The 17055-nt window shown below is 71.5% G+C and carries 17 protein-coding genes; 12 read left to right on the forward strand and 5 right to left on the reverse strand.

Annotated elements, in window-relative coordinates; genetic code table 11:
• Positions 1–232: 232 nt before the first annotated feature.
• Both DFH01_RS18175 and DFH01_RS18180 read right to left on the reverse strand, forming a co-directional pair.
• Positions 233–1429 carry an amidase gene (locus DFH01_RS18175; protein ID WP_109871897.1) on the reverse strand — a complete coding sequence of 399 codons (1197 nt, stop codon included), beginning with the start codon at positions 1427–1429 and terminating at the stop codon, positions 233–235.
• Between the two features lie 82 nt (positions 1430–1511).
• Entirely contained in the window at positions 1512–2207 is a 696-nt protein-coding gene (locus DFH01_RS18180; RefSeq protein ID WP_109871898.1) for a GNAT family N-acetyltransferase, read from the reverse strand.
• 189 nt (positions 2208–2396) lie between these two features.
• On the opposite strand from DFH01_RS18180, the gene DFH01_RS18185 reads away from it, so the two are divergent.
• The 5 genes from DFH01_RS18185 (at position 2397) to DFH01_RS18205 (ending at position 7541) form a co-directional block, all read left to right on the forward strand.
• Positions 2397–3155 carry a ferredoxin--NADP reductase gene (locus tag DFH01_RS18185; protein ID WP_109872381.1) on the forward strand — a complete coding sequence of 253 codons (759 nt, stop codon included), beginning with the start codon at positions 2397–2399 and terminating at the stop codon, positions 3153–3155.
• A 122-nt stretch (positions 3156–3277) separates the two neighbouring features.
• The gene (locus tag DFH01_RS18190; RefSeq protein ID WP_109871899.1) at positions 3278–4414 is read left to right on the forward strand and encodes a TRAP transporter substrate-binding protein; all 1137 of its coding nucleotides are present in this window, start codon (positions 3278–3280) and stop codon (positions 4412–4414) included.
• A 78-nt stretch (positions 4415–4492) separates the two neighbouring features.
• A complete protein-coding gene (locus DFH01_RS18195; protein ID WP_233256174.1) occupies positions 4493–5272 on the forward strand; it encodes a TRAP transporter small permease subunit in 780 nt (259 codons plus the stop codon).
• 140 nt (positions 5273–5412) lie between these two features.
• Positions 5413–6831 (forward strand): TRAP transporter large permease, encoded by a 1419-nt coding sequence (locus DFH01_RS18200; RefSeq protein WP_109871900.1) that lies wholly within the window; start codon positions 5413–5415, stop codon positions 6829–6831.
• The gene (locus DFH01_RS18205) at positions 6831–7541 is read left to right on the forward strand and encodes a hypothetical protein (RefSeq protein WP_109871901.1); all 711 of its coding nucleotides are present in this window, start codon (positions 6831–6833) and stop codon (positions 7539–7541) included. Before DFH01_RS18200 ends, DFH01_RS18205 begins: the two co-directional genes overlap by 1 nt.
• Before the next feature lie 3 nt (positions 7542–7544).
• Here the strand turns inward: DFH01_RS18205 and DFH01_RS18210 are convergent, their stop codons facing one another.
• Both DFH01_RS18210 and DFH01_RS18215 read right to left on the reverse strand, forming a co-directional pair.
• On the reverse strand, positions 7545–7871 hold the full coding sequence (locus DFH01_RS18210; RefSeq protein WP_199231285.1) for a c-type cytochrome: 327 nt from the start codon (positions 7869–7871) through the stop codon (positions 7545–7547).
• Positions 7872–7937: 66 nt separating this feature from the next.
• Positions 7938–8309 (reverse strand): hypothetical protein, encoded by a 372-nt coding sequence (locus tag DFH01_RS18215; protein WP_109871903.1) that lies wholly within the window; start codon positions 8307–8309, stop codon positions 7938–7940.
• 40 nt (positions 8310–8349) lie between these two features.
• On the opposite strand from DFH01_RS18215, the gene DFH01_RS18220 reads away from it, so the two are divergent.
• The 6 genes from DFH01_RS18220 (at position 8350) to DFH01_RS18245 (ending at position 15858) form a co-directional block, all read left to right on the forward strand.
• The gene (locus DFH01_RS18220) at positions 8350–9291 is read left to right on the forward strand and encodes an ArsR/SmtB family transcription factor (RefSeq protein WP_109871904.1); all 942 of its coding nucleotides are present in this window, start codon (positions 8350–8352) and stop codon (positions 9289–9291) included.
• A gap of 8 nt (positions 9292–9299) precedes the next feature.
• Positions 9300–12791: a methionine synthase gene (gene metH / locus DFH01_RS18225; protein ID WP_109871905.1), complete on the forward strand. Its 3492-nt coding sequence runs from the start codon at positions 9300–9302 to the stop codon at positions 12789–12791.
• Between the two features lie 67 nt (positions 12792–12858).
• On the forward strand, positions 12859–13761 hold the full coding sequence (locus DFH01_RS18230; protein ID WP_199231286.1) for a cation diffusion facilitator family transporter: 903 nt from the start codon (positions 12859–12861) through the stop codon (positions 13759–13761).
• Complete coding sequence (locus DFH01_RS18235; RefSeq protein ID WP_146217087.1) at positions 13758–14765, forward strand: energy transducer TonB; 1008 nt, start codon at positions 13758–13760, stop codon at positions 14763–14765. The genes DFH01_RS18230 and DFH01_RS18235 overlap by 4 nt, the downstream gene beginning before the upstream one ends.
• A complete protein-coding gene (locus DFH01_RS18240) occupies positions 14765–15325 on the forward strand; it encodes a cob(I)yrinic acid a,c-diamide adenosyltransferase (protein ID WP_109871907.1) in 561 nt (186 codons plus the stop codon). Before DFH01_RS18235 ends, DFH01_RS18240 begins: the two co-directional genes overlap by 1 nt.
• A gap of 65 nt (positions 15326–15390) precedes the next feature.
• Positions 15391–15858 carry a YHS domain-containing (seleno)protein gene (locus DFH01_RS18245; protein WP_109871908.1) on the forward strand — a complete coding sequence of 156 codons (468 nt, stop codon included), beginning with the start codon at positions 15391–15393 and terminating at the stop codon, positions 15856–15858.
• A gap of 4 nt (positions 15859–15862) precedes the next feature.
• Here the strand turns inward: DFH01_RS18245 and DFH01_RS18250 are convergent, their stop codons facing one another.
• Positions 15863–16486, reverse strand: coding sequence for a glutathione S-transferase family protein (locus DFH01_RS18250; RefSeq protein ID WP_109871909.1), 624 nt, complete (start codon positions 16484–16486; stop codon positions 15863–15865).
• Positions 16487–16577: 91 nt separating this feature from the next.
• Here DFH01_RS18250 and DFH01_RS18255 point away from each other — a divergent pair, with 91 nt between their 5' ends.
• On the forward strand, positions 16578–17051 hold the full coding sequence (locus DFH01_RS18255) for a disulfide bond formation protein B (RefSeq protein ID WP_109871910.1): 474 nt from the start codon (positions 16578–16580) through the stop codon (positions 17049–17051).
• Positions 17052–17055 lie beyond the last annotated feature (4 nt).

Here is a 17055-nt window from a genome sequence, read left to right on the forward strand (position 1 = left end):
GGCAGGCGCTTACGTCCGGTCGCGCGCGGCGGCAAGCTTCGCGGGCGTGATTGTAGCGCGGGCCGATTCAGACCTGCGGGGCTTCGCCCCTTCGGTCATCGGGTAGCTTTGCATGCGTAGCGGGCCGATTCAGACCTGCGGGGCTTCGCCCCTTCGGTCATCGGGTAGCTTTGCATGCGTAGCGGGCCGATTCAGACCTGCGGGGCTTCGCCCCTTCGGTCATCGGGCCGCGTCAACCCGGCAGCTGCAGTGCCTCGGCCACGCGCTCGGCCAGAGCCAGCAGCGCGCGGTCGCGGCCCGGCGCGGCAACCAGCGAGAGGCCGACCGGCGCGCCCTCCGCCTTTGCCGCCGGCAGGCTGACCTCGCAAAGCCCCGCGAGGCCGGCGATGGCGGTGACACCCATGGTCCGCTCGCGCACCGCCTGCTGCATGTCCATGGCCGAATCGAGCCGCGGCGCCGGGATGGGCGAGGTCGGGTAGACAAGCACGGCGCCGCCCGCGAGCAGCGCGCGCACGCGCTGGCGCACCGAATCCCGCAGGCGCCTTCCGGCCGCCGCCGCCGCCGGGTCCACCGCCTTCGCCGCGGCGAAGCGTTCGCCCACGCCGGGGCCGAACTGCGGCTTCGTCGCCTCGATCCAGGAACCGAGGCTCGCCCAGGCTTCCTCGGCCTGCACCACGCGGAAATTCTCGTAGAGCTGGTCGAGGGTCTCGGGCACCAGGTGGATGCCCATGGCCGGGCCGAGCACGCGCTCCGCCGCGCCCAGCGCGCCGGACAGCGCCGCGGCGGTCGCCGGGACGGCGTTGATCCAGGCCTCCTGCACCTTCAGCAGCGGGCCGAGCGGCGCATCGCCGCCCGAGGGCAGCAGCACCTCGCCGACCCGGCGCAGCACGGCGGCGTCGCGGGCGAACCAGCCCGGCGTGTCGAAGGAGGGACCGAGCGGGCAGGCGCCGGCCAGGCTGATCACCCCCCAGGAGGGGCGGATGCCGAAGACGCCGCAATAGGACGCCGGGATGCGCACCGACCCGCCCGTGTCGGACCCCAGCGCGAAATCCACCAGCCCCGCCGCGACCGCCGCGGCCGAGCCGCAGGAGGAGCCGCCGGGGAAGCGGTCGGGCGCCGCCGGGTTGGTCGGCGTGCCGTGCCAGACATTCTCGCCGGTCAGGCCATAGGCCAGTTCCACGGTCTTGGTCTTGCCGCGCAGGCTGGCGCCGGCCTGCAGCAGGGACTGGACGATCGGCGCCGTGGCGGCGGCCGGGGGATGGGTGCGGGCCCAGTCCGGGTTGCCATAGGTGGTCGGCGCGCCGGCGACGTCGAACAGGTCCTTGACCGCGAAATCGAGCCCGGCCAGCGGCCCTTCCGCCGCACCGGCGAGTTCCACGCGCGGCCCCGGCACGAAGGCGCCCACCCGGTCCTCGATCTCGCGCGGCATGGCAGGCCTGTCCCCGATCAGTTCTTGTCGCAACGGAACCTGCGGCAACTGGGGCGCGAAGACAATGCCGGGCGCGGCCCGCCTAGCCCGCCAGCCCGGCCGTCGCGGCCGAGAGGCTGCTGCGCGGCGCGCCCAGATGGTCCCAGTTCGAATCGTCCAGCCAGGCGGCGATGGCATCCCGCCGTGCCGGCCATTCCTCGGCCAGGATGGAATACCAGGCGGTGTCGCGGCGCCGCCCTTTCACCACCAGATGGGCGCGGTGCTCGCCCTCGAAGACGAAGCCGAGCCGGTCGGCGGCGGCGCGGGAGGGGGCGTTGAGCGCGTTGCACTTCCAGACCAGGCGGCGGTAGCCGAGGTCGTCCATCGCGTGGCGCATCAGCAGGAACATCGCCTCGGTCGCCGCCCGCGTGCGCTGCATGCGGGGCGAGAACCAGATGTTGCCGAGCTCGATCGCGGCGTGGGCGGGCTGGATCTCCATCAGCGTCAGCCAGCCCTCGACCCGGCCGGAGCGGAGCGGGCGGACGGCCCAGGCCATCGGGTCGTGGGTGGTGGCGAAGGCGGCGACATGGCGGCGCATGGCGGCGGCGTCAGCGAAGGGGCCGTAGCCCATATAGGCCCAGGAATGGCCCGCCGCGTCCGATTGCGCGGCCTGCCAGAGATCCTCGGCATGGCGCAGCGCCAGCGGCTCCAGCACCACCGCCCCGCCGCGATGCGGGATGCGGGCGGGGAGGGGGCGTGGGGTGGGGTCCAGCTCGGGGCCGATGGGCGGCTCTGTCATGCGTGGCGTTCCGCTGGTGTTTCGCGCGGGGCAGGATGCGCTCGCCGCGGGAGTTGCGCCATCGCAAGGCGCGCCGCCCTTCCGCGTTGCAGCATGCGCCCGCCGCAGGCATCTAGGAGACCCATGAGCACCTCCGCCCCCGACATCACCGCGCCCGCCCCGCTGCCCGCGGCGCCCCCCGGCTTCTTCATGGAGCGGGTGCTGACGGTGCATCACTGGACCGACCGGCTGTTCTCCTTCACCTGCACGCGCGACACGTCCTTCCGCTTCGGCGCCGGCCAGTTCGCGATGATCGGGCTGGTGGTGGAGGGTAAGCCGCTGGTCCGCGCCTATTCCATGGTCTCCCCGCCCTGGGAGGAGCACCTGGAGTTCCTCTCCATCAAGGTGCAGCACGGGCCGCTGACCTCGCGCCTGCAGCACATCAGGCCTGGCGACGGCGTGCTGATCGGCAAGAAGGCGACCGGGACGCTGGTGAACGAGAACCTGCTGCCCGGCGGCGTGCTGTGGCTGTTCGCGACGGGCACCGGGCTCGCCCCCTTCATGAGCCTGATCCGCGAGCCCGAGACCTATGACCGCTTCGACCGGATCGTGCTGGTGCATACGGTCCGGCAGGTGGCGGAACTGGCCTATCGCGAGCTGATCTCGAAGGACCTGCCGGAGCACGAGCTGCTCGGCGAGATGGTGGCCGGCAAGCTCACCTACCTGCCGAGCGTGACCCGTGAGCCCTTCGGGACGACCGAGCGCATCACGACCATGATCGAGAGCGGCAGCCTGACCGGCCGCTTCGGCCTGCCGCCGCTTTCGCCCGAGCGGGACAGGGCGATGCTCTGCGGGTCCGAGGCGATGAATGCCGATGTCAGGGCGCTGCTGGAGGCGCGGGGCTTCGTCGAGGGTTCGAACAGTAACCCCGGCAGTTACGTCGTCGAAAAGGCCTTCGTCACCAAGTAGCCGCCGGGCGGATCGGCGGCGGCCTCAACCGGGCATTGCGTTGCGCCGCTTCCCTCCGTTAAGGAAGCGCACGTCAACCCGCCGGATCGCAGCAAAAGCAGCCGGCTGCTGGGAGGAATCGTATGTCCGAAGCCACCAAGACGCCCGGCCGTCGCGGCCTGCTGAAGGCGGCCGCCGTCGGGACTGCCGGCGCCGCGGTCCTGGCCACCCCGAATGTGAGCCGCGCGCAGACCGTCGTGCTGCGCTTCCAGTCCACCTGGCCGCAGCGCGACATCTTCCACGAATTCGCGCAGGACTACGTCACGCGCGTGAACAACATGGCGGGCGGCCGCCTGCGGCTCGAACTGCTCGCGGCCGGCGCGGTCGTCGGCGCCTTCCAGCTGCTCGACGCGGTGCATGCCGGCACGCTGGATGGCGGCCACGGCGTCTCGGCCTACTGGTTCGGCAAGAACAAGGCGTTCAGCCTGTTCGGCACCTCCCCGCCTTGGTTCGGCGACGCCAACCAGCTGCTCGGCTGGTTCTACTACGGCGGCGGCGAGGCGCTGTACAATGAGCTGATGCACGACATCCTGCGGCTCAACGTCGTGGGCTTCCAGACCGGGCCGATGCCGACGCAGCCGCTCGGCTGGTTCAAGAACCCGATCGAGCGCGTCGAGCAGATCCGCGGCCTGCGCTACCGCACGGTCGGCCTGGCCACCGACCTGTTCAACGAGATGGGCGCCGCCGTGGTCGCGCTGCCGGGCGGCGAGATCGTGCCGGCGCTGGAGCGCGGCGTGATCGACGGCGCGGAGTTCAACAACCCGTCCTCCGACCGCGTGCTCGGCTTCCCCGATGTCGCCAAGAACTACATGATCCAGTCCTTCCACCAGCGCACCGAGAGCTTCGAGGTGCTGTTCAACAGGGCGAAGTTCGACGCCCTGCCGGCGGAGCAGAAGGCGATCATCCGCACCGCGTCGGAAGCCGCTTCGGCCGACATGTCCTGGAAGCTGCAGGACCGCTACTCGCGCGACCTCGTCGCCCTGGCGCAGGCCGGCGTGAATGTCCGCCCGACCCCGCGCCCCATCCTGGATGCGCAGCTGCGCGCCTGGGACAACGTCGTCCGCCGGCTCGAGGCCGACACCTCCTCCCCGGCGGCGGGGCCCTACTTCAAGAAGGTCTGCGACAGCCAGCGCGACTGGTGCCGGCGCGTCGGCGGGTTCTTCCTCCGCTACGAGGCGAGCCCGGTGATCAGCTACAACCACTTCTTCGCCCGCGGCTGATCCGGGCGGCGTGACGGTGCGGGCCGGTCCGGGGGCAGCCCCGGACCGGCCTTTCTTCGCGGAGGGGAGCGCGGCCGGATGACGGACAGAGGCGCGGTCTATCTCATCGCCGCCATCGTGGCGGCGGCGGTGGTGGCAGGCATCATCTTCTCGAAGCGTCCCGGCATGCTGAAGGTGGCGCTCGGCATCGACCGGCTGTCCACCTTCGTCGGCCAGTTCGGCTCCTGGGCGATCCTGCTGCTGACGGCCGCCATCGTCTACGACGTGACGGCGCGCCGCTTCTTCCGCGCGCCGACCGACTGGGCCTACGACGTCTCCTACATGCTCTATGGCGGCCTGTTCATGCTGGCCGGCGCCTATGCGCTGAGCCGCAACGGGCATGTGCGCGGCGACTTCCTCTACCGGAACTTCCACCCGACGCTGCAGGCGAAGTTCGACCTCGTCCTCTACATGCTGTTCTTCTTCCCGGCGATCATGGCCTTCATGATCTCCGGCTGGCACTTCTTCGAGCTGAGCTGGATGCAGAACGAGCGGAGCAGCGTCAGCCCCACGGGGCCGATCATCTGGCCGTTCAAGTTCCTCATTCCTGCCGTTGGCCTGCTGCTGCTGCTGCAGGGGCTGGTGGAGGTCGTGCGCTGCGTGCAGTGCATCCGCAGCGGCGACTGGCCGCCGCGCATCTCCGACGTCGAGGAGCTCGAGAAGCAGATCCTGCTCGCCGCGCAGGAGAAGGGCGCGGAGGCCCTGGCCGCCGAGATGGCCAGCGGTGGCGAGGCGGCGATCCTGAAGGCGGCGCACGAGGTCGAGGAGAAGGCCTCCCGCGACCCCCGCCCGCACGCGCGCGACCACCACGAAGGCTGACGCCGCGCCATGGCGAAGAACGATCCGACGCGGCCGGCAAGGCCGGCCAGCGCACCGCCCAGCCGTCGTCATCCGTGCAACCCGTCAGAGGCGCGCAAGCCAAGCCGGCGTACGCCGGCGCCGGCGCCTGAGGGCACACCATGATCTCTGATGCCGCCCTGGGGCTCACGCAGCTCCTGCTGTTCCTGTTCTTCATCATGCTGGGCTTCCCCATCGCCTTCACGCTGATGGCGATGGGCCTCTTCTTCGGCTACCTCGGCATGCAGGAGCGCGTCTTCGACCTGCTGGTGCAGCGCACCTATGCGGTGATGAGCAACGACGTGCTGATCTCCGTGCCGCTCTTCGTCTTCATGGGCTACATCATCGAGCGGGCGAACATCCTCGACCGGCTGTTCCGCTCGCTGCAGCTCGCCTCCGGCGGGCTGCCGGGATCGCTCGCGGTCGCGACGCTCGCCACCTGCGCGCTGTTCGCGACGGCGACCGGCATCGTCGGCGCGGTGGTCACGCTGATGGGCCTGCTGGCCTTCCCCGCGATGCTGCGCGCGGGATACGATGCGCGGCTCGCGGCCGGCGTCACCTGCGCGGGCGGCTGCCTCGGCATCCTCATCCCGCCCTCGATCATGCTGATCCTCTACGGCGCGACGGCGGGCGTCTCGGTGGTGCAGCTCTACGCCGCCGCCTTCATCCCCGGCGTGACGCTCGCGCTGCTCTACATCCTCTATGCGGTCGGCGTCGGCATCGTCCGCCCCGACATGGCGCCGCGCCTGCCGCCGGAGGAGCGCAACGTCCCCGTCAGCACGATCCTGCTCTCGCTGCTCACCTCCTTCTTCCCGCTGGCCTTCCTGATCGCCGCGGTGCTCGGGTCCATCATCATGGGGCTCGCCACGCCGTCCGAGGCGGCGGCGATGGGCAGCCTCGGCTCGATCGTGCTCGCCATCGCCTACCGCGCCTTCACCTGGCAGAAGCTGAAGGAGAGCGTGTTCCTCACCGCGCGGACCAGCGCGATGGTCTGCTGGCTGTTCGTCGGCAGCTACATCTTCTCCTCGGTGTTCGGCTATCTCGGCGGGCAGACGGTGGTCGAGGAGTTCGTCAAGAGCCTGCCGCTCAACAGCTTCACCTTCCTGCTGCTGGCGCAGGTGATCATCTTCATCCTCGGCTGGCCGCTGGAATGGACCGAGATCATCGTGATCTTCGTGCCGATCTTCCTGCCGCTGCTCGACGATTTCGGCGTGAGCCCGATCTTCTTCGGCATCCTCGTCGCGCTGAACCTGCAGACCAGCTTCCTGTCGCCGCCCGTGGCGATGGCGGCCTTCTACCTGAAGGGCGTCGCGCCGCCTCAGGTGAAGCTCGAGCAGATCTTCGCCGGCTGCATGCCGTTCATCTACATCGTCGTCTTCACCATGGCGCTCGTCTACATCTTCCCCGATCTGGTCACCTGGCTGCCGGAGGCGCTCTACGGCAACGCACCGATCGAGCCTGGCGCGCCGACCATGCTGGACAGCCCGCCCGCGGGCGGCTTCCAGGAGCAGGAAGAGATCAGCCTGCCGCCGCTGAACTGATGGCGAGCCATGATCCCGCCGCGGCGGGGCGCTGGATCGCGGAAGCCGTCGAGACGGGCAATCCGCTGGCGCCGCTGCCGACGGAACTCGCCCCGACCGACATGGCGGAGGCCGAGGACACCGCGCTTGCCGTCCTGGAGGCGCTGGGGATCGCGCCCATTGGCCTGCGGCTGGTCCGCCGGCCGGAAGGCGGCGCGCTGGCCGGCCCGTTGATCGAGGGGCGGCTCTTGCGAACGGGGGTGTCGGTGGCACCGGCGACGCTGCGCCATCCGCAGGTCACCGCCGCGGTGATCGGCGTCCTGGCGGAGCCGCTCGAGGAAGGGGCGGATATGCCGCCGGTCTTTGCGCGGCTGCACCCGGCGCTCGACATCGCCGCCAGCCGGTTCACCGCGCTGCCGGAGGATCCGCGCCTGCTGGCGGCCGACCTGGCGCGGCTCGGCCTCGTCGTAGTGGGGCGGGCGAAGGTGCTGGAACCCGGCCGCTTGCGCGTCGCCCTGGGGCCGAAGGGCAGCCGGGCGCGCGGCATCGAGACCGACCTGGCCGCTGCCTTCGCCGAGGCCGCGGCCGCGGCGCGGCGCATGGGTGGGCTGCCGGCGGGCGCGCTGCTGGTCGTCGCCGGCCTCGCCCTGCCGATGGAGCCCACGGGGACGCTGCGTGCCAGCTTCGGCGCGCTGGGCGCCGCGGAAGCCAGCTTCGCCGTGCCCGCCTGACCCTCAGCGCCGGGGCTCGCCCCGCAGCGACAGGATGTAGGCGATCACGTTGTCGAGCTCGGCCGGCGTCAGCACGATGTCCGGCATCGGCGGGTGCGGCTGGCGCAGGAAGGCCTGCAGCGCGAGTTGGGTGGTGGAGGGCATCGCCGCGACGTCGGCGAAGGCCGGAACGCCCGGAATGCTGCGACCCGACGCGCCGGGCCCGATCGCATGGCAGGCGCTGCACCGGGCCTCCGCGAGGCGCCGTCCCGCGGCGGGGTCGCCGAAGGGCTGCGCGAGGGCCGCGCCCGCAGCGAGGGAGAGCGCGAACGACATCAGCAACATGCGCATGGGCATATCCTCCGGCCCGATCCTGCCCCGCAACGCGCGCCGTGGCGACCTGTCGCAGCGGGAGGGTCAGTTCGCGGCGCGGAACCGGGCCGCGGTGACGGCATCCTCGCGCAGCGCCGCGGCGATCTCGGCCCGCGCCGCATCGGTGCCGGCCAGCGCCAGGACGCGCTCGAACCAGCCGCATTGGCCGCGGACACGGGCCTGGAACAGGCGGTCGAGCGCTGCCGCGGCGGCGCTGCGCCCGGCGCAGCAGGCGCAGGCGGCGGGATGGGCCGGCCCGGATGGCTCGAAGCTGGCCGAGGCGATGGCGCCAGGCAGGTCCGGGTGCGGCGTCGCCGCCAGCACGGCCGCCGGCTTTCCCGCGGCCAGCGCTACGGCCAGGGCCGCCGGGTCCGCCACGGTCACGATCGGGATACGTGCGTCGAGCGACCAGGTCATGTGCTGGACATAAGGATATCTTTATGCCATTTGCAAGCGCATGGACGACCTTCTCACGCAGCTGCGCGCCGCGGCCGAGCCGACGCGGCTCCGCCTGCTCGCCCTCTGCGCCCGCCAGCCGCTGTGCGTGACCGACCTTTGCGCCGTGCTCGGGCAGTCCCAGCCGCGGCTGTCGCGGCATCTCAAGCTGCTGACGGATGCCGGGCTGCTGGAGCGCGTGCCGGAGGGATCGAACGCCTATTTCCAGATGCCGGCCGGCGCCGAGCTGGCGCGGATGATCCTCGCCCGCCTGCCCGAGGATGACGTGCGGCTTTCCGCCGACCGGCGCGTGGCGGCGCGGCTGGCGGCGGAGCGAGCCCGCAGCGCCTCCGACGCCTTCCGCCGCGACGGCATGGACTGGGACGAGATGCGCGCCCTCGGCCTGCCGGCGGCGGCCATCGAGCAGGCGCTGCTGGATTCGCTCCCCGCCCGGATGGAGGCGCTGCTCGACATCGGCACCGGGACCGGCCGCCTGCTGGAACTGGTGGCGCCACGCGCCGAGCGCGCCCTCGGTGTGGACATGAGCCGCGACATGCTGGCGCTGGCGCGCGCGCGCCTGGCGGAGCGCGGCCTCGCCGACCGCGCCACGGTGCGCCAGGCGGACATGTATCGCCTGCCCTTCGCCGATGCGTCCTTCGACGCCGTCGCGATGCAGATGGTGCTGCACTACGCCGAGGATCCGGCCGCCGCGCTGGCCGAGGCCGCGCGGGTGCTGCGCCCGGGCGGTTCGCTGCTGATCGCCGACCTCGCCGCGCATGGGGAGGCCGCGCTGCTGGAGAAGCATGCGCATCGCTGGCCCGGCTTCGACGATGCGCAGCTTGCCGGCTGGCTGGGTGCCGCCGGCTGCAGCCTGGCGCAGGCCACCAGCATTCCCGGCCCGCTCACCGTCCGCGTCTGGCCCGCACAGCGCCAGCCCGCTTCCGTTTCCGCTCTCGCCCGCTGAGGTACCGCATGTCCCGCCCCCATCTTCTCGACGCACTGCGCGATCGCGTCCTGCTCTGCGACGGCGGCTTCGGCGCCCGCATCCAGGGCATGACGCTCGACATCGAGCGCGACTTCTGGGGCAAGGAGAACTGCACGGAGGTGCTGAACCTCTCGCGCCCCGACATCGTGCGCGAGATCCATCACAGCTACTTCGCCGCCGGCGCCGACATGGTGCTGACCAACACCTTCGGCGGTTCGCCCGTCACGCTCGGCGAGTTCGAGCTGGAGGAGAAGGCGTTCGAGATCAACAAGCTCGCGGTCGAGATCGCGCGCGAGGCGGCGGCGGAGTTCGCCGACGGCCGCCATCGCTACGTCATCGGCGACATCGGGCCGGGGACCAAGCTGCCGACGCTCGGCAACATCGGCTACGACGCGCTGGAGGCGGCGCTGGTGGTGCAGTGCCGCGGCCTGATCGCCGGCGGCGCGGATGCGCTGCTGACCGAGACCAACCAAGACACGCTCTACATCAAGGCGGCCGTCAACGCCGCGAAGATCGCGCGCGCGGAAGCGAAGTCGGACATCCCGATCTTCGTGCAGGTCACCGTCGAGACGACGGGCACGCTGCTGGTCGGCCCCGACATCTCGGCCGCCGCCGCGGTGGTGCATGCGCTGGACGTGCCGTTGCTCGGCCTGAATTGCGCGACCGGCCCGCAGGAGATGGCGGAGCATGTCCGCTGGCTGTCGAAGAACTGGCCCGGCCTGATCAGCGTGCAGCCCAATGCCGGCCTGCCGGAGCTGGTGGACGGGAAGACGCATTATCCGCTCGGCCCGTCGGAGCTCGCCACCTGGATGGAGCGCTTCGTCACGGAGGACGGGCTGAACCTGATCGGCGGCTGCTGCGGGACCAACGACACGCATATCGCGGCGTTGGATGCGCTGCTGCGCAAGCTGGCGGGCGGCGCGGCGCGGCCGGCGCCGGTGGCGCGCAAGCCGTTCTGGGTGCCCTCCGTCGCCAGCCTCTACACGGCGACGGCGCTCCGGCAGGAGAACAGCTACTTCTCGATCGGCGAGCGCTGCAACGCGAACGGGTCGAAGGCTTGGCGCGAGCGGCAGGCGCAGCACGACTGGGACGGGTGCCTGGCGATCGGGCGCGAGCAGGTGGCGGAGGGCAGCAACAGCCTCGACATCTGCACCGCTTTCGTCGGCCGCGATGAGATGGCGGAGATGAACGAGGTGGTGCGCCGCTTCACCAGCAGCGTGAACAGCCCGCTGGTGATCGACAGCACCGAGACGCCGGTGATCGAGGCGGCGCTGAAGCTGCATGGCGGCAAGGCGATCATCAACTCGATCAACTTCGAGGAAGGCGAGAAGGCGGCGCATGACCGCATGGTGCTGGCGAAGAAATTCGGCGCCGCGGTGATCGCGCTGACCATCGACGAGGTCGGCATGGCCAAGACCGCCGAGGACAAGCTGCGCATCGCGGAGCGCCTGGTGGACTTCGCCTGCAACCGCTACGGCCTGCCGCAGTCGGACCTGATGATCGACCCGCTGACCTTCACCATCGCCACGGGCAACGAGGACGACCGCAAGCTCGGTCAGTGGACGCTGGAAGGCATCCGCGCGATCCGCGAGAAGTTCCCGGAGATCCAGATCATCCTGGGCCTCTCCAACATCTCCTTCGGCCTGAACCCGGCCGCGCGCCACGTGCTGAACAGCGTCTTCCTCGACCACGCCGTGAAGGCGGGGATGACGGGCGCGATCGTGCATGTCTCCAAGATCAAGCCTCTGCACCAGATCCCGCCCGAGGAAGTGCAGGTCATGGAGGATCTGATCTACGACCGGAGGCGCGAGGGCTACGACCCGCTCCAGAAGGTGCTGGAGATGTTCGCCGGCCGGAAGGCCGCGGATGCCGGCGCGAAGAAGCGCGCCGAGACGGTGGAGGAGCGGCTCAAGGACCGCATCGTGGACGGTGACCGCAAGGGGCTGGACGACGAACTCGCGGATGCGCTGGCCAAGGGCATCGCGCCGCTCTCCATCATCAACGACATCCTGCTCGACGGGATGAAGGTGGTGGGCGACCTGTTCGGCGCGGGCAAGATGCAGCTGCCCTTCGTGCTGCAGAGCGCGGAGACGATGAAGGCGGCGGTCGCCTATCTCGAGCCGCACATGGAGCGCGTCGAGGGTCAGGAGAAGGGGACGATCGTGCTCGGCACGGTCAAGGGCGACGTCCACGACATCGGCAAGAACCTCGTGGACATCATCCTGACCAACAACGGCTACAAGGTGGTGAACCTCGGCATCAAGGTGCCGCTGGCCGACATCGTCACCGCCGCGAGGGAGCACAAGGCGCATGCCATCGGCATGTCGGGCCTGCTGGTGAAGTCCACCGTGGTGATGCGCGAGAACCTCGAGGAGATGTCGCGCCAGGGCGTCGAGCTTCCGGTTCTGCTCGGCGGCGCGGCGCTGACGCGCAACTATGTCGAGGAGGATTGCGTGAAGGCCTATGCCTGCGGGCGCGTGGCCTATGCGCGGGACGCCTTCGACGGCCTGCACCTGATGGACAAGGTGATGGGCAACGGCTTCGACGACTACCTCGCCGCGCTGCAGGCCAAGCGCAAGGGCAAGGCGAAGAACGAGAAGCGCACGCTAGGCCAGGCCGATCCGCGCGGCTTCGCGCCGGTGGACGTGAACTACGCCCAGGCGCGCCGGCGTCGCGTGAGTGCCGAGAGCAGCGCGCCGACGCCGCCCTTCTGGGGTGCGCGCGTGATGGAGGCGGCGCCGAAGGCGCTGGTGCCCTTCATCAACGAGCGCAGCCTCTATCAATTCCAGTGGGGCTTCCGGAAGGCCGGCCGCTCGCTCGACGACTTCCTCGGCTGGGCGAAGCAGGAGCTGCGCCCCGTGCTGAAGCGGATGCTGTCGCTGACGGACGAGCAGAAGATCCTGAAGCCGCAGGCGATCTACGGCTACTGGAAATGCGCGGGCCAGGGCAACGACCTGGTGCTGTTCGAGGAGGACGGCGTGACGGAGGCGTGCCGCTTCACCCTGCCGCGCCAGCCCAAGGAGGACGGCGAGTGCATCGCCGACTTCGTGACCGACATCGAGGACGGGCGCGACGTGATCGGCCTGCAGGTCGTCACCGTCGGCCAGAAGGCGTCCGACATGGCGCGGGACTGGTTCGAGGAAAATCGCTACCAGGACTACCTCTACCTGCACGGCCTGTCGGTCGAGATGGCGGAGGCGATGGCGGAATACGTCCACAAGCGCATCCGCGCCGAATGGGGCTTCGCCGGCGAGGACGACCGCGACATCGAGAAGATGCTGCAGCAGGGCTATCGCGGCGGCCGCTATTCCTTCGGCTACCCCGCCTGCCCGCGGCTGGAGGACCAGGAGCCGTTGCTGAGGCTGCTCGGCGCCGAGCGCATCGGCGTGACGATCAGCGACGAGTGGCAGCTCCATCCGGAGCAATCCACCAGCGCGATCGTGCTGCACCACCCGCGGGCGAAGTACTTCAGCGTCTGAGGGTTGCCGGCGCCGGGCCGGGCGGGGCAAAACCCTGCCTCGCCCAGCACCGGGGAAGGTTTTCCGTTTGGCCGAGACCAGGGCCTCGCGCATCGAGCACGTCGCCGCCGCCTCCGTCGCGGTGGCGCTGGCCGTGCTCGCTCTCAAGGCCGGTGCCTGGTGGATCACGGGCTCGGTCGCGCTGTTCGCCGACGCGCTCGAATCGGTGGTGAACGTCGCCGCCGCCGTGGCGGCGCTGCTGGCGATCCGGCTCTCGGCCCTGCCGCCCGACGCCAACCATCCCTATGGCCACGCCAAGGCGGAGTATTTCTCCGCCGTGCTGGAAGGCGCGCTGATCATCGTGGCCGCGCTGCTGATCCTGCACGAGTCCTGGGCCGCCTGGCAGAATCCGCGGCCGCTCGACCAGGCGCCGCTCGGCCTTGTGGTCTCCGCGGTGGCCACGGGCGTGAATGCCGCCTGGGCCGCGCTGCTGTTCCGCCGCGGCCGGGCAGGGCGCTCCCCGGCGCTGCTGGCGGATGCGCGGCACCTGCTGGCCGATGTGGTGACCTCGGGCGGCGTGCTGGTCGGCGTGGCGCTGGTGGCGCTCACGGGCATCCTGTGGCTCGATCCGCTGCTCGCGGCGCTGACCGCGCTCAACATTCTCTGGTCCGGCACGCGGCTGATGCGCGAATCCGTCGGTGGGCTGATGGACGAGGCGGTGCCGGCCGAGACGCTGGCGCGCATCCGCGAGCTCGTGGCGCGGAACGCCGAGGGCGCGATCGAGGCGCATGACATGCGCACGCGCCATTCCGGCCGGTTCACCTTCGTGGAGTTCCACCTGGTGGTCCCGGCGGCGATGACCGTGACGGATGCGCACGACATCTGCGACCGGGTGGAGGCGGCGCTGAAGGCCGAGCTCGGCAACGCGACCATCACCATCCATGTCGAGCCAGAGGGCAAGGCGAAACACAGGGGCGTCCTGGTGCTGTGAGGCCGTCGCGGGCAGGGACAGGGGCGGGAAGCGGGCGCCACTCCGCCTCCTTCGCCGCCTCCCTGCTGCTGCATGGCGCGGTGCTGGCGGCGCTGCTCTGGAGTGCCTCGCAACCCCTGCCGACGGCGGTGGAACAGCCGGTGGCGCTGATCTGGGCAGCCTCCGACGGCGGTGCCGGCGATCCCGCCGACAGTGCCGCCGAGCCCGCGCCGCCGGGCGCGCCCCCCGCCGTGCCGCCGCCGCCGGTCGCGGCCGCGCCGGAGACGCCGCCCCCGGCGCCGCCACCTGCCCCCCCGCCGCCGCAGGCGGCAGCATCTGTGCCGCCGCCGCAGGCGGCAGCATCTGTGCCTCCGCCGCAGTCGGCAGCGCCTGTGCCTCCGCCGCCGGAGGCCGCGCCGCCCGTGCCGCCGGGCCCGGTCCCGTCGCCTGCCCTCGCCGCGCTGCCGCCGCCCCCGGCGCCGCCCCTGCCGCTGCCCGCCGCGCCGGAGGGCGTGACGCCGCCGCCGCCTTCCGAGGCCGAGGCCCCGGTGCAGGAGGCCGCGCTGCCCCTGCCGCCGCCGCCCGCCCCGCCGCCGCCCGCCCCCGCCGCGCGCCCGGCGTCGCAACCGACACCGCAGCCCGCGCCCCGCACCCGCGAGGTCTGGTCGCCGCCCGCCCGCGCCGCGACGGAAGGCAGCGCGACGGCCATGGCTTCCGGCGCCGCCGCAGCGATCGGCGCCATCGTCCCGCCACGGCCATCCGCCGCCCAGAACCCCTCGCCGCAATATCCGCTGGCGAGCCGGCGGCGCGGCGAGCAGGGGCGCGTGACCCTGCTGGTGCAGGTGGACCCGGCGGGGCGCGTCGCCGATCTCTCCGTCGTCACCTCCTCCGGCTTCGTCGCGCTGGACCGGGAGGCGGAGCGCACGGTGCGGCTCTGGCGCTTCGAGCCGGGGCGGCAGGAAGGGCGGGCGGTCTTTTCGGCGGTGTCTCTCAGCATCACCTTCCGTCTCGAGGGAGAACGATGATGGTGAAGCTCGACGTGATCACGACCCGCGGCGGCGACGGCGGGGAGACCTCGCTCGGCGACGGCGGGCGGGTGCGCAAGGATTCCTTGCGCGTGGAGGCCTTCGGGACGGTGGACGAGGCGAATGCCGCGCTCGGCGTGCTGCGCCTGCACCTGGCCGGCGATGCCGAGGCCGATGCGATGCTCGCCCGCGTGCAGAACGATCTTTTCGACCTGGGCGCCGATCTCTGCGTGCCGGGGGTTGCGGCGGACCGCTTGCGCGTCAGCGACGCGCAATGCCTGCGGCTGGAACAGGAGCTGGCGGCGATGAACGCCGTGATCCCGCCGCTGTCGAGCTTCGTGCTGCCCGGCGGCTCGCCGGGTGCCGCGCAGGCGCATGTCGCACGCACCGTGGTGCGGCGCGCCGAGCGGCTGGTGGTGGCGCTGGCCGGCGAGGAGACGGTGAACGCTGCGGTGATCCGCTACCTCAACCGGCTCTCGGACCACCTGTTCGTGCTGGCGCGCCGGCTGAACGGCAACGGCGCGCGCGACGTGGCCTGGGTGCCCGGCGCGTCCCGCTGAACGGGGCGTAACCCGGCGACGCTGTGCGGCGAAGTTCCGGCAGCATCCGCCGAGGAGCAAACGCCATGCAGAGCCCCGCAATCCGTCTCGACCGCCGCAGCCTCGCCGCGCTGTTCATCGGTCTCGCCGTCGCGCCGCAGGCGGCGCGCGCCGCGAAGCCGGAGATCAACGCCGAGGACGGGCTTGCGCTGCGCGGCTACGACGCCGTCGCCTATTTCACGCAGGCGCGCCCGGTGCGCGGCGAGGCGCGGTTCGAGGCCGAATGGGGCGGCGCGCGCTGGCGCTTCGCCGATGCGGCGAACCGCGACGCCTTCCTGGCCGATCCCGCGCGCTACGCGCCGCAATTTGGCGGCTATTGCGCCTGGGCCGTCGCGCAGGGCTACACGGCGCCGGCCGACCCGCTGCAGTGGCGCATCGTGGAGGGCAAGCTCTACGTGAACTACGATGCCGGCGTGCAGCGCCGCTGGCTGCGCGACATCCCGGGCTTCATCACCGCCGCGGACCGCAACTGGCCGGCCGTGCTGACGCGGTGAGCCTTCAGCTCAACGGCCCGGCGCAGTGCTTCGCGAAGCCGGGCCGCGTCTTGAGCCGCGCATACCACGCCTCCAGCGCCGGCATCGGCTTGCGCGCGATGGGCAGGCTGAACCAGCGATGCGCGTAGATGCCGAGCGCGATGTCCGCGATGGTGAAGTGCTGCCCGCACACCCAGTCGTTGCCGCCAAGCTTCGCCTCCACCATCGCCCAGAGCCGCTCCGCCGCGTCGCGCGCCTTGGCGGCGGCGGGCAGGTCGCGGTCGGGTTCGGGGATGCGGACGAAGGTGAAGAAGATCGTCGTCATCGGCGCGTTGAGCGTGCCGAGCTGCCAGTCCAGCCAGCGGTCGCAATCGGCGGCGACCTTCGGATCGGCAGGATAGATCGTGCCGCCCGGCGCGCGGGTGCGCGCCAGGTAGCGCATGATCGCGTTGCTCTCCCACAGGACGAAGCCGTCATCCTCGATGGTCGGCACCAGCGCGTTGGGGTTCATCGCGAGATAGGCGGGCTCCTGCGTGCGGCCGAAGGCGCCGCCGGCATCCACGCGCTCGAAGGCGATGCCGAGCTCCTCGCAGAGGCAGAGCACCTTCATGACGTTGGACGAGTTGGTGCGGCCCCAGATTCGCAGCATGACGTGACCCCTGCCTTCGCGCCGGCAGGGTAGGCGGCGCACCGGCGTGGGTCCAGTTGCGGAGCGCGCGCGGCGGGACGATCTTCGCGCCATGCCGTTCCCGCTGATCGCCGCGATCCTCGCCGCCGCCGCGCCGCTGATCGCCATGGGCAGCGAGCGCTGGCCCGGGCTTGCGCCCTGCGCGCTCTGCCTGTGGCAGCGCTGGCCCTATTGGGTGGCGGCGGCGATCGCGCTCCTCGCGCTCGCTTTGCCGGCGCGGCTGCGCGTCTGGGCGCTGCGCGGGGCGGCGCTGGCGGTGCTGGCCTCGGGCGCGATCGCGGTGGTGCATGTCGGCGTGGAGCAGGGCTGGTGGCCCTCGCCGCTGCCGGCCTGCCTGGCGCCGACGGCGACGCTCGGCAGCGTGGACGACATGCTGGCCAGCCTGCCTGCGATGCCGAGCAAATCCTGCGACGAGCCGGCCTATGCCTTCGAATGGCTGCCGCTGACGGTGCCGCAGATGAACCTGCTCTACGCAATCGGGCTCGCGGCCTTCATCTGGCGTGGCGCGGGGCGGGAGAGGCGATAGGCGC

This window comes from Falsiroseomonas bella, assembly GCF_003173615.1.
GTDB lineage: Bacteria > Pseudomonadota > Alphaproteobacteria > Acetobacterales > Acetobacteraceae > Falsiroseomonas > Falsiroseomonas bella.